Below are 22,389 nucleotides of genomic sequence, written 5' to 3'. Positions count from 1 at the left end.
AATTACAACGGGACACCCAAATCTCAAAAACTTAAATCATAAAACACTGATAATTAGGAATGATTTTTTGAGCGATCAGGTCGCTGCACAAAACAGGAAAAAGAAAGACTCCGATCTGCAATCAGTCAAAAAAATTCTTCAAAACTTTGATGTCCGGATCAATTCTACGGGTTTCGAACGGAACATCAACGAATCAACCGATCGGGTAACTTTTCTTGTAGGCGTTACGGAAAAGCTCGATGTAAAGCAGCTTGCAGATGTATTGGAGCATGAACCGGGTGTTGTTTCCATATCGGTTGAGATTATTCATTAAATACAGAAGAATTATTTTTTCATTTTTTCCAGTAATCCTTCACAGGCGTCTTCCAGCAGGTCGAGTACCAGTTCAAAACCCTCATCGCCACCATAATACGGATCGGGAACTTCATCGTAATTCCACTCTTTCCTGAAATCAGTCATTTTATGAATTTTATCCAAGTCGCTTTCATTGCGCGCCATGCTTTTCAGCGATTGCACATTTTCGTCGTCCATGGCAACAATTAAATCGAAACGGTCAAAATCCATGTCGGGATCAAATTGCCGGGCAATGCTTGTAAGATTGTAACCTCTTTTTATCGCATGTTTTTGCATGCGTTTGTCAGCCGGTTCGCCTGTGTGCCAGGCACCAGTGCCGGCCGAATCAATTTCGAATTTTCCAATAACACCTTCTTTTAAGGCCATTCCTTTAAAAACCGCTTCTGCACTGGGCGAACGACAAATATTCCCCATACAGACAAATAATATTTTTTTCTTTTCCTGCATGTAATCTTATTTTTCAAAAAAGAGTTCTGTAATTTTTTTTTTTACTTCATTTTCTGTTTGAACACCAATTATTCCTAATTTTCTCTTAATGAGTAGGTTTGGTTTTGTGACAAGTTTGTGCAAGCGAATAACAGAATCCACCGCCAGGCCGGTTCCCTGAAATAATTTTGAATTTTTTTCCAAGATGAGATCACTTTTCAGAAATTCATTTGGAATCTTACTTGAAATGAAAGCAATAACAACATGTTTATGTTTTCCAACTTCCCGGGTAAGACATAGTGCAGGCCTGACTTTCAGCTCAGAAAAGTCATCAAACGGAAAAGGGACAAGAACTACGGAGTTTTTAATCATTGAAGGGTTCTCCGTCATTTAATGAATAAATATCTTCTGATTCATCTTTTAAAAAGTCGAAGGCTGGATTTTGAGAAATTGCTTTTAGCCACAATTCTTCTTCTTCTGTCTCATTATTGTCCTCATCCACAAGTATCAAAATACGAACATTTTTTTCTGACTTTTCAAGTGGGTATTTTATTTTTAAATACCCTTTTTTATCAGTTCGTGAATTCAATTCAATCGCTTTCATTTAATTTTTTTTACAAAGATAGTAATTCAGCAGATTTTCTTATTTCCATTTGAAAAGCGCCATATCACCTATAAAACCCATTTCAGGCATTCCAGATTTCATAAGATTTTAAAGCTTGTTGCAACAACATTTCATAACCGTTTTTTACGATGGCTCCTTTTGCTTTTCCTTTTTCCATGAATTGGGTTACTTCAGGATTGTAAACCAGATCGAACAACAAATGTTTTTCAGTTACAAATTCATAAGGAATTGGGGGAAACGTTTCAACTTTCGGGTATGTTCCAAGCGGCGTGGCATTGATAATAAGCAGCCGTTCCGCCATCATCTTTTTATCGATTTCTTTATAGCTAATTTCGTTTTTCTGTAATTCTTCTATAGAGGCTGAGATATAATTTATTCCCAGTTTTTTTAATACATATTTTATAGCTTTGGAAGCACCTCCGGTTCCTAATATTAAAGCTTTTTTGTGGTAATTTTTTACCAGAGGTTTCAACGAGGTTTCAAAACCCCAGATATCGGTGTTAAATCCTTTTAAATGAATTCGTTCTCCTATTCGTTTAATTTTTATAGTATTTACAGCGCCTATTTCCTCTGCTGCTTTGTCCAGTTCGTGTAAAAAATTAATTATCAGTTGTTTGTAGGGTATGGTTACATTCAGTCCAACCAGGTCCGGATTGTTTCTCACAATATCCTGAAACCAGGAAATGTCTTCTATCTCAAAATTTTCATAAACAGCATCCACTTTTTCCTTTTCAAATTTTTCAGTAAAAAACTGTTTTGAAAAAGAGTGGGTTAGCGGGTAGCCAATCAATCCGTATTTTTTTTTCATTTTTTCTGTTTTGTTAATCCTTCAACCACAAAAATAAGCGCAAAACCAACAATAGCCAAAAGAATAGCACCCAACAGCCAGGGTTCGTTTCCGGTCAGGTTCTCGTAGGTTCCGGGTAAAATATTTTTTTCAACAAGGGGCAAAATTTCGCCATGCCGGTCAACAAATGTTTCAGTTACTTCCTTCCATGGCCAGATTTTATTCAACGAACCTACCATAAAACCCGACAACACAGCAATGGTAATGTTGTGAAAATTTTTCAGCAACCACGAAAGCAGGTTGGAAAACGCAATGATTCCGATAGCTGCACCTGCAATAAATACAAGCAGTACCGGGATGTTCAAATCACTTACTGCCGATAAAATAAATTTGTACATGCCCAGCAATACCAATATAAAACTGCCTGAAATTCCTGGTAAAATCATGGCACAAATAGCAATGGAACCCGAAATGAAAATAAACAACCACGTGGTATTGGCTTCAGCAGGCGAAATGACTGTGATGAAATAAGCCACCACAATTCCCAAAAATCCTGCAATAACAGTTCCGGCATCCCATTTTTTTATGGTTCGGGCAATGTAAATGGCAGAGGCTACAATCAGCCCAAAGAAGAATGACCACACCAAAATAGGGTAGTGGTGAAGCAAGTACTCTAATCCTTTGGCCAAAGAAAATATGCTGATTCCAATACCGAGCAAAACACTCACCAGAAAGTTCCCGTTAATGGCTTTCCAAAATGCAGCTAATTTGAATGAGAAGAAAAGTTTCAATGCATTCAGGTTTATTGATTTGATGGAGTCAATCAACTCTTCGTAAATTCCTGTAATGAATGCAATGGTTCCGCCCGAAACACCAGGAACCACATCCGCTGCTCCCATTCCCATTCCTTTGAGCGTTAAAAGCAGATAATCTTTTGTTTTTCTGATCATTTTTTTATTGTTGGATATTCAGCAATTTTAAGGCGGCAAAATAACAAAAAGTATCCTTAACTTGTTGTAAAAATTGAATCGTATAAATTTTAATGAAATGCAGTTAAGATTTGTTTTACTGATTTTCACGCTTCAAATTTTTAATGGTATGCAGGCACAAATAAATTCATCAGCAGAAATAAAAACCATACTTTTTTCTGAAAACGGAAATTTTCCCAACAATCTGGATTTGCCGGTTTTGTTGTATAAAAGTGTATTTGATTTTTCAAGTTCTGACCCGGCTTCAGAAATTGAAAAAACTTTAGCGCAAAACAACTGGGGAGGTTCCTGGCGAAATGGAATTTACAATTTTCAGCATTACCATTCAACTGCGCATGAAGCACTTGGTGTTTATTCGGGCTGGGCAGTTGTTCAACTTGGCGGACCGGAAAATGATCCGGTTAAAATTGAACGGGGAGATTTGGTGGTTTTACCTGCCGGAACTGCCCACAAACGCATAGATTCCGGTGACGGATTTGCAGTGGTTGGCGCTTACCCCGACGGTCAAAGCTGGGATATGAATTACGGCAAAGAGACTGAAACGGAAAGTGCCAGAAAAAACATTTCACGCGTTCCGTTGCCAAAAAATGACCCGGTTTTCGGTGCAAAAGGCAAGATGTTTGAGTTTTGGAAGTAATCAGCTATTCCCGGTGTGTATAAAACCGTTCCAGAATTGATCCGTCGTTGGCTTCCTTCGAAAGCGATTCAATGGTGCCTTTGGGAACATCGTTCACATCAAGTACAATCAGCCCGTCGAGGCAATTGTTAAATTTTGGATCGACATTAAACGCGATAATTTTGGCATTCAGTTTAATGTACTTTTTCAGCAAAACCGGCAGCCCCGAGTTGAGTTCGTCCAAATCGCCGATGGCTTTATCAAGCCGGTTAATGTCGCGTTCCATGTTTTCCATCAGAATGTTAATGTCTGCATTGTCGCTTTTAAATTTGTAACTGTTTCGCGGTTTAACAAACTGTGCCATTTTCCAGTTCAGGTGGTTCTGCATAATAAACCGGATGATGAGGTCTTTCGAAATTTTTGAATAGTTGTTGCTGATGCTAACCGGGCCAATCAGGTAACGGTATTCAGGATTCTTCAGCAGGAAATACAAAATTCCTTTCCACAGCAGGAACAATGGCATTGGTTTTCGCTGATATTCCCTTATTACGAATGAGCGGCCCAGTTCCAGACTTTCGTTCAGAACGGGTTTAAATTCGTCACTTATCCTAAACAGCGATTGCAGGTAAAAGCCGCGCTTTCCGTATTGTTCCAGAATGTCCTTCCCTTTGCCAATTCGGTAAGCTCCCACAATTCGTTCTTCCTCTTCATCCCAAATAAACATTTGGTGGTAATACAAATCGAATTCATCAATATCGATGCTGCGATTTGTCCCTTCGCCAACTTCCCTGAAAGTAATTTCCCGCAACCGCCCGATTTCAGTTAAAATATTTGGAATTTCTTCCGATGGTGCACAAAAGGCCGTGTAGTTTTTTAGGTTGAAAAGTGTAAAGTCGGTTTTGATTTTTTCAATTTCAGCCAGTATTTTCTCTTTGGCAACGGGCTCGATAATGGTTTCAGGTTTGTATTGCGGTTTCAGGTTATAATTAAAGAAACGTTTCACCTCTATTGGAGATTCCATGCTGTATGTTTTGGCTCTGAGAAAACGCCCAAACTGGTAAACATCACAAAATTTATCCTGGTCTTCAACTTTAATGGGAGTTCCAATACGCAATTTAATGGTTTTATGCTTTTTACTGAGTAACTCCGATGGCAGTCTCACCTGGCGCAAGGAGGGATGTATTTTAGCAAAAAAATGGAACAGCCGGCTGTTTGTTCCCTGAAAATAGGCCGGAACAACAGGAATCCTGGCCTTTTTTACAAACTTTACAATCGGGAATTGCCAAACCTGGTCGGTAATGCTGTCGAAAGTTCCATAAGTGCTCAAATCGCCAGCCGGGAACAAACACAAAACACCCCCGTTTTGCAAATGGTTGACAGCCTCCCTAATCCCTTTGCTTTCTTTTTCCTGTTTATCAGGTTCATTATTTTTAAACGGATTGTCACTGATAAAATATTCTGAAACCGGTTCAACTTTCTGCATCAGAAAATTTCCGATAACTTTAACATCTGGTCTTATCTGCGAAAGGTATTTGATGAGCAGCAATCCGTCAAAACCTCCAAAAGGATGGTTGGCAACTACAATCAGAGGTCCGGTTGCCGGAATTTTTTTTAATTCGTTTTCGTCAAATTCAATTTTGAATTCAAGCACATTTATTATTTCATCAATAAAGTCAATTCCCTTTTTGGATGCAATTTGCTCATAAATTTTATTGAGTTTATTGAACCGGAGAATGTACATCAGAAATTTGGCGAAATATTCACCTCCAAAAAGTGAAAGGGCAGGAGGAGCCTTAAAAATGTCCTTCAGTTTTAATATTTCCATTGAATATTTTTAACGTTTTCCAGGGAAAGCCAAGCACAATCAAAAAAACAAAAATAACAGTATTTTCATCAAAACCGGAAATAAATTGTTAATCTTGGCAGGAGTTATTATGAAAATGAATTTTGAACATACCGGAAATTGGTTGCCTACTACGGCAAAAGAAATGAAGTTTTTGGGGTGGGAGCAAGCCGATGTTATTTTGTTTACCGGCGATGCTTACATCGATCACCCTTCGTTTGGCGCAGCAGTTATCGGACGTATTTTAGAAGCCGAAGGACTGAAAGTGGCCATTGTTCCGCAACCCAACTGGCAAGATGATTTGCGCGATTTTAAGAAACTGGGGAAACCTCGTTTGTTTTTTGCCGTAACCGGTGGAAACATGGACTCGATGGTAAATCATTACACCGCCAACAAACGCAAACGCTCCAACGATGCTTACACACCCGGCGGAAGAACAGATCAGCGACCCGACTATGCTACCATTGTTTATTCCAATATTCTGAAAAAAATTTATCCTGATGTTCCTTTAATAATAGGTGGCATCGAAGCTTCATTGCGGCGCGTAACCCATTACGATTATTGGTCGGACCGGCTGATGCCTTCCATATTGGTGGACTCCGGCGCTGATATTCTTTTTTACGGAATGGGTGAAAAATCGATAGTGGAATTTTCACGACTGGTGCAGCGAGGAGTGCCGGTTCAAAACCTCACCACAATTCCACAAACAGCATTTTTAGTGGAGAAAGAGCAAAAATATGCTACCCGGAAGGAATGGAATGAATTTGAACTTTCATCACACGAGGATTGTCTGGGAGACAAGAAAAAATTTGCCCGTAATTTTATGCACATCGAGGAAGAATCGAATAAAATGGAAGCTAAAAAGCTTGTGCAGCAGGTTGGTGATAGAATGGTTGTGGTGAATCCGCCCTGGCCAGTGTTTACCGAGCAGGAAATTGACCGGGTTTACGATTTGCCCTACACCCGGCTGCCACATCCGCGTTACACCGGCAAAGGAACCATTCCTGCCTACGAAATGATTCGCCATTCCATAAATATTCACCGGGGTTGTTTTGGTGGTTGTACATTTTGTACCATTTCGGCACACCAGGGGAAATTTATTGTGAGCCGCTCGGAAAAGTCGGTTTTAAAAGAGGTAGAAAAAGTGACCCAAATGCCCGATTTTAAAGGATACATTTCCGATTTGGGCGGCCCTTCTGCCAACATGTATAAAATGAAAGGTATTCACGAAGAAATTTGCCGGAAATGCAAACGTGCCTCATGTATATTTCCTTCAATTTGCAAGAATTTGGATACCAGCCATAAACCAATGCTCGACTTGTATAAAAAAGTGAGAGAAAATCCGAACGTAAAAAAAGCATTTGTGGGAAGCGGCATTCGTTACGACATGATTTTGGAAAAATCCGGTAATGAAGAAACCGACAAAACAAACCGGCAGTATTTGCGTGAAGTGATTAAAAATCATGTTTCAGGACGATTAAAAGTGGCGCCGGAACATACTTCCGACGAAGTGCTGAAATTTATGCGGAAACCTTCGTTTAAACTGTTTGAGGAGCTGAACCGGGAATTCAAAAAGATAAACAAAGAAGAAAAGCTGGATCAGCAGCTCATCCCGTATTTTATTTCAAGTCACCCGGGAAGCAAATCGGAAGATATGGCGAATCTGGCCATTCAAACCAAAAATATGGATTTCAGGCTGGAGCAGGTTCAGGACTTTACACCAACTCCAATGACATTGGCCACGGTAATTTACTATTCCGGTTACCATCCTTACACCATGGAAAAAGTTTACACCGCCCGCAACCAGAAAGACAAACGTGAACAACGCAAGTTTTTCTTTTGGTACAAACGCGAATACCGGAAGTCGATTATTCAGGAATTGAAAGCAAAAGGGAAAGAAGATATGATTAAACAGTTGTTCAAATAATTATCTTTACAGGAAAAATCAACAATATGAAAACACGCATTTCCATTTTTTCTTTTCTGATGTTTGTTTTATTTTCATGTGCAGAACTGGAGCAATTTGCCAGGCAAACCCTTGAAGATGACAAGCCCCTTACCCAATCTGAAATTATTTCCGGATTAAAAGAGGCCCTTATTGTGGGGACAAATAAATCTGCAGATATTCTGGGTGTAACCGACGGGTATTACAAAGATGAACTGGTGAAAATTCTGCTTCCTCCCGAAGCTGATGTTATTGTAACCAACATTGGTCGGGTTCCCGGCGGTCAGCAACTGCTCGACGATGTTTTGCTGAGCATTAACCGGGCTGCCGAAGATGCAGTTTTGGAAGCCAAACCCATTTTCGTGAACAGTATTAAAAGCATGACCATTAACGATGCCGTTGGGATATTGAGAGGCGAAAACAATGCAGCAACCATGTATTTGCACCGAACCACTTACGATGGTTTATATAATCTGTACCAACCAAAAATTCAGCAGTCACTGGACAAAAAGCTTGTGGGAAATGTTTCCACTTCGCAGAGCTGGGATACACTAACTTCGAAATGGAATGAGGTGGCCAATTCGCTAGTAGGGCAGATTGCCGGACTAAAACCGGTGGAAACAAAACTGGATGAGTACCTTACGGGAAAGGCCCTCGATGGATTGTTTCTTAAAATTGGAGAAGAAGAAAAGCTGATAAGAAAAGATCCTGCTGCACGTGTGACCGCTTTACTAAAACGTGTTTTTGGCTCTGCTGATTCCTGAAAACACCGGTTGAAAAGTTTTTTAATATTCTAAAACATGTTAGGTTGAAAATATAAATTTTAATTGCTACTTTGGTTTTAACGAATTTTAAACGATTTCTAAAAAAAAAAAGAAATTGGCCAATAGTTTCTAACCCATTAAAGCTGATTGTCATGAGACTCGAATTTCAACGTATTGAGGAAGCCAACGACCTGCTAAACCAAATTATTGAACACCATCCGCAGGCGATTTTTCTCACCGATCATAATTTCAAGGTGAAATATTTTAACAAAGCTTTTCAGAAATTGACCAAAAGCGACAAAGGTGATATTCTGGAACACGAATTTTGCGAAATTATGGGTTGTACGCAACGCGATAAAATCCCCGATTCAGAAAGTAATTTTTGCAAACATTGTCAGATGAGAGATTTGCTTTCAGGATCAAATTTGTCAGAGTTGGTTTTGATTCGCGATTTTTACATTCACAATAAAATTGTAACCAAACATTTACACATCGATGCGCACCGGGTAATTATGCGGGGACAGAAATACCGGCTGGTAGTAATTGATGATCGTACACAGAAGCATTAATCTTTCATGTCTGAATTCATTAATAACAGCGAAAAACGATTGGATGACCTGTTGGCGGTTTCCCTGGGAATAATGAATGGCGAGAACGGCAAAGAACTTATTGAAAAATATAAGGATGCCATTGAACACATTACACCCTTCGACATGCTGAAGCTGGAAGACCGCCAGATGCAGATGGGAATTGGTCCGGAACTTATTAAGGTTTATATCGATAAGGTCATCAATATATTTTTTAAGTACCTGAAAAACTATCCCTGGGAAAAACCCGGAGAAGGAACTTTTTTGTATTATCTTTTGCTTGAAAACAGTGCGCTTACGTTCAAACTGAACCAGATTAAAAAAATAATTAAAAGTTACAAGGGGCGCGAAAATGATGACTTTAAAGAAATGCAGGAAAAACTGCTTCCCAATTTTAGGGAATTATTTGGTTTTGAAAGTCATTATTTGAAAAAGGAGAATATTTTATTTCCTTTTCTCGAAAAAAACTGGAATGATTACCGTCCGCTGAAAGTGATGTGGTCTATTCACGACGACATTCGAAAAACACTGAAAAATCTTGTGCAGCTTTTGGAAAACAGCAAAACCCAATGGGAGGATTTCACCAGGGTTTTAGGGAAATACTTTTTTCTGGCTTTCGGCATGATACAAAAGGAGGAACTTGTACTTTATCCGATTGCATCAGAAACCATTAAAAAAGAAGAGTGGGAAGAAATGCACATTCAAAGTTTTGAATATCACTTTCCGTTTATTGAGTCGCCCGAAAAACCAAAAACCAAAAAAAACAACAGCACTAAAAAGTTTTCTACACCTGATGCAAATGAAATTTCAGGAATCTGGTCAGAAACTGGTTTTATGGATGTTGAACAGGCGCTTCTCGTTTTTAATTCCCTTCCTGTTGAAATTACTCTGGTTGATGAAAATGATACGGTAAAATTTTTTAACCGGGGAAAAGACCGGATTTTTCCACGATCTGCTGCCATAATTGGCCGGTCAGTTCAAAATTGCCATCCACCTGAAAGCATACATGTTGTGGAAGAAATTGTTAAAGCTTTCCGGGCCGGTAAAAAGGAAAAAGCTGAATTCTGGATTCAGATGAAAGACAAATTTATTCTCATTCAGTATTTTGCTTTACGTAATAAAAATGGCGAATATAAAGGCGTACTTGAAGTAAGTCAGGATGTTACCGAAATTCGTAACCTGAAGGGAGAAAAGCGCCTGCTTGACTGGGAATAGAACCGGAAAATTTCAATACTTCTTCATGCAAACCTTTTTACCAGAGCAGGTAAACCAGTACACAAAATGCCGGAATATTGGCATTGATATTTCAGCAACGGTGCTAATTTGCTTTTTTTAATGCTTCAAGTACCCTTTCCGGAGTCATAGGCATTTGGTACAACCTGGCACCGGTTGCATCGAAAATGGCATTGGCAATAACCGCCCCCATGCAAATAATTGCCGGTTCACCACCTCCCTGTGGCGGTTCATTCCGGTCAAGAATTACCGTTTCAATCTTGGGAATCCATGAGAATTTTGGAATTTCATACGTGCCAAAATTGGTTGTTTTTACATCGCCACCGGTAAATTCAATGTCTTCGGTTAACGCGTATCCCAATCCCATATTAATACACCCTTCCATCTGAATGGTTGCTCCCTGTGGATTTACGCAATATCCCATTTCCTGGGCACAAACTACGCGTATCACCTGGACCTTTCCGGTTGATTTATCCACTTTAACTTCGGCCATGTGCGCTACGTAAGTTCCGGCATCAAATCCACAGGCAATACCAAATCCATGTCCACCAGGCGATTTGTCCGGTTTCCAATTGGTTTTTTCTTTTAGTGCTTCCAAAACGGCAATCATCCGCGGGTCTTTCAGGTTTTTTAATCTGAATTCTATGGGGTCGATACCTGCTTTTGCTGCCATCATGTCAATCTGCGATTCACGCGCAAAGGTGTTGGTATTGTTCGCGGGTGCTCGCCATGCCCCTGTTCCGAATGGATGTACACCATTTTTTGAGTAGCTGGTGGTTTTTTGATGCGGCACATCATAAATCGTATCAGAGCCTCGGGCGCCGGCAAAATACTGGTTGTAATTCCACAAGGTTAATTTACCCGATTTATCCATTCCTGAAGTGATTTTCACCACCGCCGCCGGACGAAAGGTATCGTAAAAAAACTCTTCCTTCCGGTCCCAGGTAACTATAACCGGTTTCCCGGTTATTTTAGATAAGCGGGCGGCTTCAATTCCCTGTCTGTGCGGCGATTTTCCCCCAAAGCCACCACCCAAAAATGGTGTTATTACCCGAACATTTTCCAATGGCAATCTCAATTCGCGGGAAATGGATTCCTGAGCCGGGAATGGCGTTTGGGTGGAAACCCAGGCCGTTACTTTTTCACCTTCAACCTGTGCAACCGCTGTGTGGGTTTCAAGGGTTGCATGGGCCACATAACCGTCGTGAAATTCACTCTCGATAATGGTATCTGAAATGGTTTTCCCGGTTTCGAGGTCGCCTTCACTGTTGTTTACATTGCCTTCCGGATTTGAGTTGAGCAGGTATTGAAAAATGGTTTTTTCATCCACCTTTTTTTCATCGAACAAGTATTCTGCTTTTATTAACCGTAGCGCTTTTTCGGCCATTTCCGGGTCTTTGTGAAGCACTGCAATAAAATCGCGTTCTTCAACCACCGTCACCCCTTCAGCTTTTTTTGCTTCAGAAGTATCAGCTTTTGTAAGGGTGGCGCCATGTGAAGGTGGCCTTAAAACTCTGGCGTATAACATTTCTGGGAGTCGAATATCTCCGGTATATTTGGCCTCTCCGGTTACCTTTATTATTCCATCCTGGTGTTTAACTGATTTCCCCATGATTTTAAATTCGGAATAATCCTTAAAATCAGGCTTTTCATCCAGGTAACGGGCAATTTTTTTACCGCTGGTCAATTCTCCGTATGAAATTTTTTGGCCAGGTGTATTTTTTAAAAAAATGACGCCTTCTTTTACATCGAGCTCATTTACACCTGCACCAAGTTTTTCGGCAGCCATTTCAAACAGCACAGCCCTGGCCTCGGCAGCCGCCCTACGCATAAATGGTGAAAAGGCCCGGGTGGTAAGAGAACCAAATGTTCCGGCATCCCAGGGGCAAAGTTGGGTATCGCCCATTACCATTTTAACATTCTGCACCGGAACATCCAGCTCGTCGGCCATCATTTGGGGCAGGGAAGTGATAATTCCCTGTCCCATTTCAATTTTCCCGGTAAAGCAGGAAACCTCTCCATTTTCAGCAATATGGAGAAATGCATTATAATCTTCCGGAAGGCTTCGGCGCTGTTCCCCTTCAGCACTTAAAATCTTGAACGGATTTCCCAACTGGAAAAAGATGTACAATCCGCCACCGGCTATTTTAAAGAAATCTCTCCGGTGTAACGGAATCATTATTTTACTTTTTGGGGTATATTCCTGGTAGATTTCTGATTCACTCATTTTGAAAAGTTTAACGTTAAAATACCGATGCTTTTTTGTAATTTTTATTTTAAAGCTGCCAGAATTCGTTCAGGTGTAACTGGCAACCTGAAAACCCTGGCTCCACAGGCTTCAAAAATGGCGTTTGCCACTGCTCCTCCCATACAAATAATAGCCGGTTCACCGCCTCCCTGTGGAGGTTCGTCCATGGCATCCACCCAAACTGTTTCAATGCTTTCAGGAATGTGAGAAAACAATGGGATTTTATAGTTACCAAAATTGTTGGATTTTACTTCACCCCAATCGAATTCAATATCTTCCGTCAGCGAATAACCAAGCCCCATATTTACGCAACCTTCAGCCTGAATTTTGGTTCCTTCAGGATTTATAACCTGACCCATATCCTGTCCAACAACTGCCCGTTTCACTTTTACTTCGCCGGTTTTTTCGTCAACTGTTACTTCCACAATAATAGTTACAAGTGTTCCGGCATCCACTCCAACAGCAATACCTCGGCCAATTCCTTTGGGCGGTTTGGTTTTGGACCAGCCAAATTTATCGGCAGCAATTTTCAGCGAGTTGATTGCCCGCTGGTTGTTCATGTTTTTCAACCGGAATTCCAGTGGATCCATTCCGATTTTATGCGCCATAATATCGATTTGACATTCGCGTGCAAATGTGTTGGTGTTGTTACCCGGGGCGCGCCACGCGCCAGTTCCGAACGGATGAATTCCGTCGCCGTCAAGTGTGATGGTGCGATGGTGCGAAACTCCGTAAAAAAGATCGGTGCCACGGTCGCCGGCACAGTAAATGTTAAAATCCCAGTACTTGATTATTCCTTCTTTGGTTATTCCCGAATTAACTTTTATAACGGCAGCCGGACGGAACATGTCGTACATAAATTCTTCCTGCCGCGTCCACATAAGTTGAACAGGCGTTCCTTCAACCATTTTGGCAATTCGGGCTGCTTCCACAGCTTGTCTGTTATAAATTTTTCCTCCGAAGCCACCGCCCAGAAATATTTGTTTCAGGTGAACGTTTTCAAGCGAAAGTCCTAACTTTTCTGAAACTTCACGCCGGGTTCCAAAAGGTGTTTGCGAAGAAGCCCATAACGTTACTTTTCCGTTCTCATAAACCGCTGTTGCAACATGAGTTTCAATAGAAGCATGTGCTTTATAACCGTCATGGTATTCGTGTTCAAAAATCAGGTCCGACTCTTTTCTTCCGGTCTCCAAATCACCATTTTCGTGCCGAATCCGGCTACTGTCAGCCGTTTTCAAAATGTGTTCAAAAATGCTCTCGTTATCTGCTTTTGAAGAAAGAACTTCCCAGTCGGCTTTAATGGCGGCAACTGCTTTTTCGGCCTTTTCGGGGGAAGCATGGAGAACTGCTATAAAATCTTCTTCGCGTAAAAGTTTAACTCCTTCCATGGCTTCGGCTGCTGAAGTATTTACAGAAACCATTTTGGCTCCGTGGGCAGGAGGCCTTAAAATCCGGGCAAACATCAATCCTGGTAATCTGATGTCCGCTGAATAAAGTGCTGCACCTGTAACTTTTTTTACAGAATCAAACCGGTTAAAGGAATTTCCTACTACATTCAACTGGTCAGCTTTTTTCAGAATTGGTTTTTGAGATACGGCCTGAACTATTTTTTGTCCTTTGGTCAGTTCGGCATAGGAAATACTTTTGTTATCGTCCGATTTGGCTACAATCATTCCGTTGGTAGCTTTCAGTTGTTCCACCGGAATTTCCAGTTTTTCAGAGGCCAGTTTTTTTAGCACTTCTCTTGCCTCTGCTGCTGCTGCACGAATGAGCGGATCGTGAAACCGGGTGGTCATTGAGCCCCAGGTTCCGTCGTCGTAAGGGCAAAGGTCAGTGTCGCCCATTATCATATCCACCTGGTGAACATCCACTTCCAGTTCGTCGGCCAGGGCTTGTGCCAGCGAAGTGTTAATTCCCTGCCCCATTTCAATTTTTCCGGAATAACAATCTACCCTGCCATCTTCTTTAATTCGTAAAAAGGCATTAAATTCAGGTAAATCATCTTCCTGCGCATATTTAAAACCTTTTGCAAAAGCCATTTGGCTAAGTGAAAAAACGATAAAAATTCCTCCGCCCAGATTTTTAATGAAATCGCGCCGATCGAATTTTTTCGGAGGAGTGTCCACATCGTGAAAATAGAATTTATCAATTTGACTTGCTTTCATTTTTGGAGTTCTCCTTTCATCACTTTAGATGCTGATGCAACAGCGTCAATTATCCGGTTGTGGGCGCCACATCTGCAAAGGTTATCTTCCATTCCGTCAATAATATCCTGTCGCGAAGGTTCCGGATTTCGGTTTAACAAACCAACTGCATTTAAAATCATTCCGGGAGTACAAAATCCGCACTGCAAAGCATCATGGTCAACAAATGCCTGCTGCACGGGGTGGAGTTCGCCTTTTTTAGCCAGGCCTTCAATTGTAACGATGTGCGTACCTGATACATCTTCCATAAAAATTCCACACGACCGCACAGGGTCGTCGTCCATGAGCACAGTACAAGAACCGCAATAACCCAAACCGCAACCGTATTTTGTACCGGTCAGGTTAAAGTTTGTGCGCAAAACCCAAAGCAAAGTCTGGTCGCCTTCAACCTCAACTTCCACTTGCTTGCCATTTAATGTAAACTGAATTTTTTCTTTCATTTTGTAATGTATTATTGATTGTTAATTAATTCATTTTTGTAATCTTCCGGTGTGTCAATATCTCTTAAAATTTCAGCAAAACCACATTCAACTTCATGTACATCTTCTGCAAACTTTTGAGAAAGGACGCGTAATCCTTTTTCCGGTTCCAACTTCTCAATTTCATTTTTATACTTTGTTTCAATCAGAACCGGATGTCCACGTTTGCCGTCGAATGTTGGAATTACAATTCCCTTGTTCGATGTTTTCCATGCTTCTGCAACCTGCCGGAAAATGCCTGGAGAAATGTGAGGCTGGTCTCCCAGACAGATAAAGGCAGCATCTGCATTTTCAGGAAGAGCACGAAATCCACAAATTACAGAAGACAACATTCCATCCTGAAAATTATGGTTAACGGTGTACCTCAGATACGGCTTTTTGATTTGTTTCGAAATAGCTTCTCGATGTGAACCGAGGACCACAACTACATTTGATTGAACTAATTTGCTTGCATTTTCAACCACTGTTTCAATAATGGTTTTTCCGTTCCATGGAAGGAGAAGTTTTTGCGTTTTCATGCGCGTTGACGCTCCCGCAGCCAATATGATTGCCCAAATGTTATCCATTTTTTACATTTATTTCATTTCTCACCTGAACAAGCTGCGCTGCAATACTTACAGCAATTTCCTGAACTGTTTTGGAGTGTATTTCTAACCCAATGGGCGTATAAATTTTGTTCCATTCATCTGGTGTGGCCCAACCATTTTCAATGAACTGTTCTTTTAGCTGAACGATTTTTCGTTTGCTACCCATCATCCCAATGTACCCGGCATTACTCCCAATAAAAGTTTTAAGCACTTCTGCATCATTTTTATGGTCGCGGGTAACAATAACAATGTACGTGTTTTTATCAGGCTCAGCCTTATTAAAGATTTTTTTCATGTTGCCGGAAAAAGTATGATCGGCATCGGGCAGATTCTTTTTGTTGGAGTATTCCACCCGGTCATCCCAAACCAGCACTTCAAAATCGAGCAGTTTTCCGAGGTGCGACAATGCTTTTCCCACATGGCCGGCACCGGCAATCAGTAGTCGTGGAGGTGGTAGAATAGTTTCGAAAAATACATACTGCCTGCTTTCGTGTTTTGTTTCCTGAATTACCATCTCCCTGAAATCACTCCGAACCGGATAGTTCAACATTTCCGAAGCCACTTTTAAAACATCTGTTTTTAGGAGGGAACCTGCTTCAGATTTATTTTCGCTGGTTAAAAAATGGCGTTTTATGCTGAATTCTTCCTGATTCTGAGATTCTGCAAAAGTTAGCAGAATTCCGGGAATTCGTTTTTCCAAAGAATTTTGAAGAGAAGCAAAAATTTTAGCATGTTTTTCAGGAGAAGCATCCACCAGAATATTCATTCCGCCACCGCAAATGGGGCCGTTTTCTTCGTCGATTTGATTTGTGAGGTTAAACTTAATGTAACCTGATTTTTTATTTTTAACGGCATCCAGAGCTATATTGCTGATGTTGTGTTCCACCGCACCGCCGCCAACAGTGCCGGCAATCAAACCAGATTTTCCGAATAATGCAGAACTTCCCGGTTTTTGTGGAGTTGAACCATAAACACTGGTAACCGTTGCCAGAACATAGTTTTCCTTTTTTGCGCCCACCAGGGAAATTTGGGAATAAATGCTTTTTATGGTTTGTATTTTATCCATCAGAAATACCGGTTTTAAATTTATTCGGCCAGCAAAAATTTTGTTGTAATTTTTCAGAAAAGGACTTTTTAGTCTGAAAATCAGTATGCTGCCGGGTGTTAAATTAACCAATTTGAAATCATTTAACAAATAAAACGGTTTGATATTTGTCAGTGTCACAGCCAATTTAAACCGTTTTTTAAACTAATGTCAGAAATAAATGACAGATTTCAGGAAGTCCAACTTTAAGACAAAAATTAAACATTGAAGTTTCTGCCTTGCCAGGTATCCCGTTCGGCCAAACGTTTTTCTACTTTTGCAACGAATTCAAAATTTTTTAATCCCCATTTCGGGGCAATAAGCATTTCGGGCGGGGCCTGGCTGATAAACCGTTCTACAATGATTTTAGGATTTAACAACTCCAGGTAATCCACCACCAGATCAATGTATTCTTCGGCAGAAAAAAGATGAAAATCATCCGGGTTTTTTCTGAAATGTTTTTCCAGTGCCGTACCTTTGTGAATTTGCAACTGGTGCAGTTTTAAATTATTAACAGGCAGTTGTGAAATAACCCGGGCCTGTTCCATCCAGTCACTCCTGTTTTCGCCCGGAAGTCCCAAAATCAGGTGAGCGCAATTATTGATTTTTCTTTTTGCTGTTTGTTCCAGCGCCCAAACCGATTCAGAAAAAGTATGGCCGCGATTCATTTTTTCGAGTGATTTATCGAGGTGCGATTCCAAACCAAATTCCACCATCACATAAACTTTTTTACTCAAGTCTGCCAGGTAATCCAGGAGTTCTTCATCTACGGCATCGGGCCGGGTAGAAATTACCAGGCCAATTATTTTCGGATGTTGGAGGGCTTCTTCGTACAACGGAATCAAATTTTCGAGCGGCGCCCAGGTGCTGGTATAAGCCTGAAAATAGGCCAGAAACCGCATCGATTTGTATTTTTTTTCGAAAAAACGAATGCCCTGCTGAACCTGGTAGCTTACTGAATTTTCGAGATTGCAGTAGGTGGGTTTAAAGGTTTTGTTGTTGCAGTAAGTGCAACCTCCGCGACCTTTGGTACCATCGCGGTTGGGGCAGGTAAAACCCGCATCAACCGAAACTTTTTGCACCCTTTCCGAAAACAGATTACGGAAGTAGGTCGGAAAATCGTTGTAACGCTTGGTGTGCCCCCAATCAAACTTTTGCATTTTGCACGCAATTTACAGTATTCTTTTTACTCCTGTTAAAAAATAATTGAAAACTTTGTTTAAACTAGCTTTGTAATTGTTTTCAAAACTAAATCTTATTTCTATTTTTAGATTTGGAAATTAAAACGGAAACTATGTTTTCTCAAAAAGATAAAATTCAGATAAAAGAACGTGGCAGCCAGCTTGAAGTAGTTCAAAAACAAATTGAAAATTTTAAAACAGGTTTTCCATTTTTGGAGGTGATTGAAGCTGCCACTGTTGGTAACGGAATTATTAAACTTGACAATAAAGGTGTAGAGGAGAACGATGAAAGGTTCGATAAACTGGTTTCTTCCGGTACAGTACCACTAAAATTTGTGCCTGCCTCAGGAGCTGCCAGCCGCATGTTTAAAGCTTTGTTTGAAGCCCTTGATGAATGTGAGGATGATGAAGACCCTGAGATTACCCTGGCGAAAAATGCTGCAGCAAGGCAGTTTCTGGTAAATAAAGAAAAATTTGCCTTTTTCAGCGATTTGAAAAAGGCAATTGCAGATATGGGAGCCGAAGAAGTTTGCAGAAACTGGATTGAATTTCTGCTGCTTGAAAAAGGTTTGAATTACGGTTCACTTCCTAAAGGATTGCTCAAATTTCATAAATATACCCATGGTGAACGGACACCTTTTGAAGAGCATTTGGTGGAAGGCGCTCATTATGCAAAAGACAAAAATAATGTCACCAGATTGCATTTTACCGTTTCGCCCGAACATAAAAAGGTTTTTGAGGAACTCCTGTCAAAAGTGAAAAACCAATATGAAAAAATGCTGGGTGTTACTTTTGAAGTTTCCTTCAGTTTGCAAAAACCATCAACCGACACCATTGCAGTTGACATGGAAAACGAACCCTTCCGCGAAGCAGACGGAAGTTTATTTTTCAGACCTGCCGGTCACGGTGCGCTCATTGAAAATCTGAACGATTTGGATGCCGATCTTATTTTCATCAAGAATATCGATAACGTGGTGCCCGATCGCCTGAAACAACCTACAATTGCATACAAAAAAGCATTGGGAGGAATATTATTGAAATACCAGGAAAAGGTTTTCAGATATCAAAAATCATTAAACGAAAAACATCCGGCTGCCCTTGACAGTGCATTTTTGGCCGAAGCCGCCAACTTTCTGGAAAATACGTTAAATACAAAACCACCGGAAAACCAGTACTATACTGAGAAAGAAGAGCTTTTTCATTACCTTCGGGAAAAATACAATCGCCCGTTACGAGTTTGCGGGATGGTGAAAAACGAAGGTGAACCTGGCGGTGGACCGTTTTGGACAAAAAATCCTGACGGTACGGTTTCACTTCAGGTGGTTGAAAGTTCCCAGATTGATCCGGAAAGTGTGCAACAACAAACCATTTCAAAACATGCCACACATTTTAACCCGGTTGATTTGGTTTGCGGAATAAAAAATTATAAAGGTGTAAAATATAACCTGACTGAATTTACTGACCCGTCAACAGGTTTTATTTCAAAAAAATCAAAAGACGGAAAAGATTTAAAGGCACAGGAACTGCCCGGTTTGTGGAACGGGGCCATGAGCAACTGGAACACGCTTTTTGTTGAAGTTCCCATTGAAACGTTTAATCCGGTAAAAACCGTAAACGATTTGTTAAGGGAACAACACCATTAATTGAAGTGTGCTTCTTTATTCGAAGTGAATTGTTAATTTCGCAGTTTCATTTTTGGAGGTTGAATGAACAAAGAAGAACGTGGTTATTTAAGTGAAGAGAACATGGATGAAGCGCTGAGCCGTTTTAAACGGTCGCTTGTTTCAGGTCGGAAAAGCTATTTCGATGTTTCTGAATTCGAGGGAATTGTAGAATTTCTGCTCGATGAGGGAGACATTAATGCTTCTGAAATTGCAGCGCGCCAGGGAATGCAAATTCACCCGGGTGCCGTGCCGCTTCAACTCAAATACGCTCAGGTTTTGCTTAGCAAAGAAAAATATCAAAATGCGCTGAAATACCTCAATCTGGCAGAGCAGGTTGAGCTTGCCAATCCTGATGTCCATCTTATGAAAGGTTCGGCCTGGTTGATGCTCGGTAATGAAATTGAAGCTGAAAAAGCATTCGGCAAAGCAATAAAACATGCCGGCAATGAAAAAGACGATATACTTTATCACATTGGTTCTGCCTATGTTCAGGCCAGTGAAATAAAAATGGCCATTAGTTATTTTGAACAAGCGCTTCAGCTAAATCCCGAAAATGAAATGGCACTTTACGACCTGGGATTTTTTAGCGACCAGGAAGGTGATTACCAAAAAAGCATTGATTATTACAACCGGTATCTCGATATTGACCCATTTAATTTCTCCATTTGGTTTAATCTTGGCATTTCTTACAACAAAGCCGGTAATTTCGAAAAAGCGATTGAAGCTTATGAATTTGCGCTGGTGTTAAATGAAGAGTTTGACCAGTCGCTGTTCAATATTGGAAACGCTTACGCCAATTTAGGAAAATACCGCGAAGCCATTGCAAAATATACCGAGTACCTGGAATTTGATCCGGAAAATGATGATGGCTGGTGTTACATTGGCGAATGTTACTTAAACCTCGATGAACATACTCAGGCAGAGCATTATTACCATAAAGCCATCAGAATAAACAAGGAAAATGATAGTGCATGGTTTGGTGTTGGCCTGGTTATGTGGGTTGAAAAAAAGTGGACCGAAAGTATTATTTTTATCAAAAAAGCGCTGGAAATTGATAATTCAAATTCTGAATACTGGGTTACGCTTGCAAAGGTTTATAATGACTGCAACCGACCTAAAGATGCGGAAGATGCACTGGTAAAAGCCGCTGAACTTGAAGCCGATAACACCGAAGTTTGGCTTACCTGGGTGGATATTTTTCTGAAGTTTGGTGAGTTAAAAAATGCACTCCGGGTTTTAAAGTCAGGGCTTGAAAAAAATGATGATTCGTTGCTTAAATACCGCATGGTTAGCCTGCTGCTCGAAAGTAAACACGAAAAAGATGCTTTTGAAATGTTGCAGGAAGCGATGAGACAGGAATTCATTCAAATCAATTACCTGTTCGATATTTATCCGAAAGCATTAAAAAACAAACGCTTGCAAAAATTGGTTGACGACTTCAGAGAAGAAAACAATTTGTAAGTGAATACTTCTTCTGATTATTTCTTATGAAATCTATTCCGTTAACTCCAAAAACCAACCAATGGAAATAAGTCCTGCAGGAACAATGCCTCCAATATGATCCGTTTCCGGAATTTCAATTAGTTGGACTCTACTTTGTGCACCTTTCGCAACAAAATCGTCATAAATATTTTTTGAAAGGATTGCCGGGACATATGAATCGGCTAAACCATGAATTATTTTTGTGGGAGTTGAAGTATTCCAGGCTTCAATACTATTGTTTTTAAGTATTTCTGTCAGTGAATTAAACTGGGTATCGGTATTATAATTTAAGCGGTAATTTTCGGTAAAAAGTTCGGCCACATCGGTTGTGAGTTCCGCATTAATTTCTTCACCCGACATGGTACCGTCGAAAAGTGTTGGAATCAGCGAATCGTAGGGAGCACTGAATACTTCTCCAATTGGCATAATTGCTTCTTCATCCAGGTTTATCATGCTGTTATACAAGTATCCAAAGTAATAAGGCATGGGATAAGTTTCCTGACTTAAAATATATTCCTTAATGAAATTCAAATCGTAGGGTCCTGCTCCGGGCGCACTCGCTTTCAGGTTGAACTCACTGGAAAACTCTTCCTCGATTGCTTTTTGCACCTGCAAGGTTGCCCAGCCTCCCTGCGAATAACCGGTGAGGTATAATTCATTATTCAGCGAAAATTCCCGAACAACTGCAAGTTCTTCCACTGCCCTAAGCATATCCAAAACAGTTTGCACGGTTGATTCTTTATGCAGGTAAGGATGAAACATATTATCGGATGATCCGAAACCGAGATAATCGGGCATGGAAATTACAAATCCGGTTGATGCAATGGCTTCAAGCAAAATGTAATAATCATAATTTGGATTAACCGACGGTGCATTGCCGTGCAAAGTATTGGTGCCGTTTTGGTAGCTGATTACCGGAAAAGATCCTTCGCCGGTTGGAACACATACAAGCCCTGATGCCAGTTGAGATTCGCCTTTAAATGTTGTTTTATATGTAATTTTGTAAATGATTATTCCATGGTTTACTCTTTCCTGCACTGATGCCATTTCAGGGTATTGACTAACAAGCTGCTCGAACATGGTTTCAACCATAACAGGAAGGTAAGAACGCACCATTTCGTAACTTACAAGATAATTGGTTTCCGGTTCATCATCATCGTTGTTGAACAGATTATGACAGGCTGAAAAGCTGAATATCAATAAAATAATTAGAATTCCCCGGGTGTAATCTTTAATTTTTAGTTGCATGGTTATTTTTTTTCAAAGGTATAAAAATTTTGAATGTTCATTT

Annotated in this window: 21 protein-coding genes; 8 read left to right on the top strand and 13 right to left on the bottom strand. The window is 40.5% G+C overall.

From position 1 onward, the window contains the following. Positions 1–313 (top strand): hypothetical protein (locus tag ACESMA_RS02125; RefSeq protein WP_372947106.1); only part of this gene is annotated, 313 nt, incomplete at its 5' end. Between the two features lie 11 nt (positions 314–324). Here ACESMA_RS02125 and ACESMA_RS02120 read toward each other — a convergent pair. The 5 genes from ACESMA_RS02120 to ACESMA_RS02100 all read right to left on the bottom strand — a co-directional run bounded on the left by ACESMA_RS02120 (position 325) and on the right by ACESMA_RS02100 (position 3,142). Continuing rightward, positions 325–801: a low molecular weight protein-tyrosine-phosphatase gene (locus ACESMA_RS02120; RefSeq protein WP_372947105.1), complete on the bottom strand. Its 477-nt coding sequence runs from the start codon at positions 799–801 to the stop codon at positions 325–327. Between the two features lie 6 nt (positions 802–807). Then, positions 808–1,152 carry a type II toxin-antitoxin system PemK/MazF family toxin gene (locus ACESMA_RS02115; RefSeq protein WP_372947104.1) on the bottom strand — a complete coding sequence of 115 codons (345 nt, stop codon included), beginning with the start codon at positions 1,150–1,152 and terminating at the stop codon, positions 808–810. Continuing rightward, on the bottom strand, positions 1,145–1,384 hold the full coding sequence (locus tag ACESMA_RS02110; protein WP_372947103.1) for a hypothetical protein: 240 nt from the start codon (positions 1,382–1,384) through the stop codon (positions 1,145–1,147). Before ACESMA_RS02110 ends, ACESMA_RS02115 begins: the two co-directional genes overlap by 8 nt. 82 nt (positions 1,385–1,466) lie before the next feature. Beyond that, entirely contained in the window at positions 1,467–2,213 is a 747-nt protein-coding gene (locus ACESMA_RS02105) for a shikimate dehydrogenase family protein (RefSeq protein ID WP_372947102.1), read from the bottom strand. Further along, the gene (locus ACESMA_RS02100) at positions 2,210–3,142 is read right to left on the bottom strand and encodes a DUF368 domain-containing protein (protein WP_372947101.1); all 933 of its coding nucleotides are present in this window, start codon (positions 3,140–3,142) and stop codon (positions 2,210–2,212) included. Before ACESMA_RS02100 ends, ACESMA_RS02105 begins: the two co-directional genes overlap by 4 nt. 97 nt (positions 3,143–3,239) lie before the next feature. Between ACESMA_RS02100 and ACESMA_RS02095 the strand changes: the two genes are divergently transcribed. Beyond that, the gene (locus ACESMA_RS02095) at positions 3,240–3,818 is read left to right on the top strand and encodes a hypothetical protein (protein WP_372947100.1); all 579 of its coding nucleotides are present in this window, start codon (positions 3,240–3,242) and stop codon (positions 3,816–3,818) included. A 4-nt stretch (positions 3,819–3,822) separates the two neighbouring features. Here the strand turns inward: ACESMA_RS02095 and ACESMA_RS02090 are convergent, their stop codons facing one another. Then, entirely contained in the window at positions 3,823–5,622 is a 1,800-nt protein-coding gene (locus ACESMA_RS02090; protein WP_372947099.1) for a GNAT family N-acyltransferase, read from the bottom strand. Between the two features lie 115 nt (positions 5,623–5,737). On the opposite strand from ACESMA_RS02090, the gene ACESMA_RS02085 reads away from it, so the two are divergent. From ACESMA_RS02085 to ACESMA_RS02070, 4 genes are all read left to right on the top strand, one after another. Further along, positions 5,738–7,567: a YgiQ family radical SAM protein gene (locus ACESMA_RS02085; RefSeq protein ID WP_372947098.1), complete on the top strand. Its 1,830-nt coding sequence runs from the start codon at positions 5,738–5,740 to the stop codon at positions 7,565–7,567. 26 nt (positions 7,568–7,593) lie between these two features. Then, positions 7,594–8,349, top strand: a complete 756-nt coding sequence (locus tag ACESMA_RS02080) for a DUF4197 domain-containing protein (protein ID WP_372947097.1) — start codon at positions 7,594–7,596, stop codon at positions 8,347–8,349. 152 nt (positions 8,350–8,501) lie between these two features. Continuing rightward, entirely contained in the window at positions 8,502–8,918 is a 417-nt protein-coding gene (locus ACESMA_RS02075; RefSeq protein ID WP_372947096.1) for a PAS domain-containing protein, read from the top strand. 6 nt (positions 8,919–8,924) lie between these two features. Then, positions 8,925–10,151 (top strand): DUF438 domain-containing protein, encoded by a 1,227-nt coding sequence (locus ACESMA_RS02070; RefSeq protein WP_372947095.1) that lies wholly within the window; start codon positions 8,925–8,927, stop codon positions 10,149–10,151. A gap of 103 nt (positions 10,152–10,254) precedes the next feature. Here ACESMA_RS02070 and ACESMA_RS02065 read toward each other — a convergent pair whose 3' ends face one another. From ACESMA_RS02065 to ACESMA_RS02040, 6 genes are all read right to left on the bottom strand, one after another. Continuing rightward, on the bottom strand, positions 10,255–12,396 hold the full coding sequence (locus tag ACESMA_RS02065) for a xanthine dehydrogenase family protein molybdopterin-binding subunit (protein ID WP_372947094.1): 2,142 nt from the start codon (positions 12,394–12,396) through the stop codon (positions 10,255–10,257). A 44-nt stretch (positions 12,397–12,440) separates the two neighbouring features. Further along, complete coding sequence (locus ACESMA_RS02060; protein ID WP_372947093.1) at positions 12,441–14,582, bottom strand: xanthine dehydrogenase family protein molybdopterin-binding subunit; 2,142 nt, start codon at positions 14,580–14,582, stop codon at positions 12,441–12,443. Further along, positions 14,579–15,061, bottom strand: a complete 483-nt coding sequence (locus tag ACESMA_RS02055) for a (2Fe-2S)-binding protein (RefSeq protein ID WP_372947092.1) — start codon at positions 15,059–15,061, stop codon at positions 14,579–14,581. Before ACESMA_RS02055 ends, ACESMA_RS02060 begins: the two co-directional genes overlap by 4 nt. A gap of 11 nt (positions 15,062–15,072) precedes the next feature. Further along, on the bottom strand, positions 15,073–15,666 hold the full coding sequence (locus tag ACESMA_RS02050; RefSeq protein ID WP_372947091.1) for an NTP transferase domain-containing protein: 594 nt from the start codon (positions 15,664–15,666) through the stop codon (positions 15,073–15,075). Then, a complete protein-coding gene (locus ACESMA_RS02045) occupies positions 15,659–16,753 on the bottom strand; it encodes an XdhC family protein (protein WP_372947090.1) in 1,095 nt (364 codons plus the stop codon). Before ACESMA_RS02045 ends, ACESMA_RS02050 begins: the two co-directional genes overlap by 8 nt. A gap of 236 nt (positions 16,754–16,989) precedes the next feature. Further along, complete coding sequence (locus ACESMA_RS02040) at positions 16,990–17,931, bottom strand: TIGR01212 family radical SAM protein (RefSeq protein ID WP_372947089.1); 942 nt, start codon at positions 17,929–17,931, stop codon at positions 16,990–16,992. A 134-nt stretch (positions 17,932–18,065) separates the two neighbouring features. On the opposite strand from ACESMA_RS02040, the gene ACESMA_RS02035 reads away from it, so the two are divergent. Together ACESMA_RS02035 and ACESMA_RS02030 are read left to right on the top strand one after the other, a co-directional pair. Continuing rightward, a complete protein-coding gene (locus ACESMA_RS02035; RefSeq protein WP_372947088.1) occupies positions 18,066–19,595 on the top strand; it encodes a DUF4301 family protein in 1,530 nt (509 codons plus the stop codon). 63 nt (positions 19,596–19,658) lie between these two features. Next, on the top strand, positions 19,659–21,077 hold the full coding sequence (locus ACESMA_RS02030) for a tetratricopeptide repeat protein (protein ID WP_372947087.1): 1,419 nt from the start codon (positions 19,659–19,661) through the stop codon (positions 21,075–21,077). Between the two features lie 33 nt (positions 21,078–21,110). Here the strand turns inward: ACESMA_RS02030 and ACESMA_RS02025 are convergent, their stop codons facing one another. Next, positions 21,111–22,346 carry an alpha/beta hydrolase family protein gene (locus ACESMA_RS02025; protein WP_372947086.1) on the bottom strand — a complete coding sequence of 412 codons (1,236 nt, stop codon included), beginning with the start codon at positions 22,344–22,346 and terminating at the stop codon, positions 21,111–21,113. Positions 22,347–22,389: the final 43 nt, after the last annotated feature.

The sequence above is a fragment of the Mariniphaga sp. genome, assembly GCF_041687215.1.
In the GTDB taxonomy this organism is placed as follows: domain Bacteria; phylum Bacteroidota; class Bacteroidia; order Bacteroidales; family Prolixibacteraceae; genus Mariniphaga.
This window is presented reverse-complemented; position numbering and strand designations above follow the sequence as displayed.

What these genes read in the sequence shown, in the direction of transcription:
- ACESMA_RS02120 (WP_372947105.1), bottom strand. Translation starts at nt 801, where the DNA reads ATGCAGGAAAAGAAAAAAATATTATTTGTCTGTATGGGGAATATTTGT.
- ACESMA_RS02115 (WP_372947104.1), bottom strand. Translation starts at nt 1,152, where the DNA reads ATGATTAAAAACTCCGTAGTTCTTGTCCCTTTTCCGTTTGATGACTTT.
- ACESMA_RS02110 (WP_372947103.1), bottom strand. Translation starts at nt 1,384, where the DNA reads ATGAAAGCGATTGAATTGAATTCACGAACTGATAAAAAAGGGTATTTA.
- ACESMA_RS02105 (WP_372947102.1), bottom strand. Translation starts at nt 2,213, where the DNA reads ATGAAAAAAAAATACGGATTGATTGGCTACCCGCTAACCCACTCTTTT.
- ACESMA_RS02100 (WP_372947101.1), bottom strand. Translation starts at nt 3,142, where the DNA reads ATGATCAGAAAAACAAAAGATTATCTGCTTTTAACGCTCAAAGGAATG.
- ACESMA_RS02095 (WP_372947100.1), top strand. Translation starts at nt 3,240, where the DNA reads ATGCAGTTAAGATTTGTTTTACTGATTTTCACGCTTCAAATTTTTAAT.
- ACESMA_RS02090 (WP_372947099.1), bottom strand. Translation starts at nt 5,622, where the DNA reads ATGGAAATATTAAAACTGAAGGACATTTTTAAGGCTCCTCCTGCCCTT.
- ACESMA_RS02085 (WP_372947098.1), top strand. Translation starts at nt 5,738, where the DNA reads ATGAATTTTGAACATACCGGAAATTGGTTGCCTACTACGGCAAAAGAA.
- ACESMA_RS02080 (WP_372947097.1), top strand. Translation starts at nt 7,594, where the DNA reads ATGAAAACACGCATTTCCATTTTTTCTTTTCTGATGTTTGTTTTATTT.
- ACESMA_RS02075 (WP_372947096.1), top strand. Translation starts at nt 8,502, where the DNA reads ATGAGACTCGAATTTCAACGTATTGAGGAAGCCAACGACCTGCTAAAC.
- ACESMA_RS02070 (WP_372947095.1), top strand. Translation starts at nt 8,925, where the DNA reads ATGTCTGAATTCATTAATAACAGCGAAAAACGATTGGATGACCTGTTG.
- ACESMA_RS02065 (WP_372947094.1), bottom strand. Translation starts at nt 12,396, where the DNA reads ATGAGTGAATCAGAAATCTACCAGGAATATACCCCAAAAAGTAAAATA.
- ACESMA_RS02060 (WP_372947093.1), bottom strand. Translation starts at nt 14,582, where the DNA reads ATGAAAGCAAGTCAAATTGATAAATTCTATTTTCACGATGTGGACACT.
- ACESMA_RS02055 (WP_372947092.1), bottom strand. Translation starts at nt 15,061, where the DNA reads ATGAAAGAAAAAATTCAGTTTACATTAAATGGCAAGCAAGTGGAAGTT.
- ACESMA_RS02050 (WP_372947091.1), bottom strand. Translation starts at nt 15,666, where the DNA reads ATGGATAACATTTGGGCAATCATATTGGCTGCGGGAGCGTCAACGCGC.
- ACESMA_RS02045 (WP_372947090.1), bottom strand. Translation starts at nt 16,753, where the DNA reads ATGGATAAAATACAAACCATAAAAAGCATTTATTCCCAAATTTCCCTG.
- ACESMA_RS02040 (WP_372947089.1), bottom strand. Translation starts at nt 17,931, where the DNA reads ATGCAAAAGTTTGATTGGGGGCACACCAAGCGTTACAACGATTTTCCG.
- ACESMA_RS02035 (WP_372947088.1), top strand. Translation starts at nt 18,066, where the DNA reads ATGTTTTCTCAAAAAGATAAAATTCAGATAAAAGAACGTGGCAGCCAG.
- ACESMA_RS02030 (WP_372947087.1), top strand. Translation starts at nt 19,659, where the DNA reads ATGAACAAAGAAGAACGTGGTTATTTAAGTGAAGAGAACATGGATGAA.
- ACESMA_RS02025 (WP_372947086.1), bottom strand. Translation starts at nt 22,346, where the DNA reads ATGCAACTAAAAATTAAAGATTACACCCGGGGAATTCTAATTATTTTA.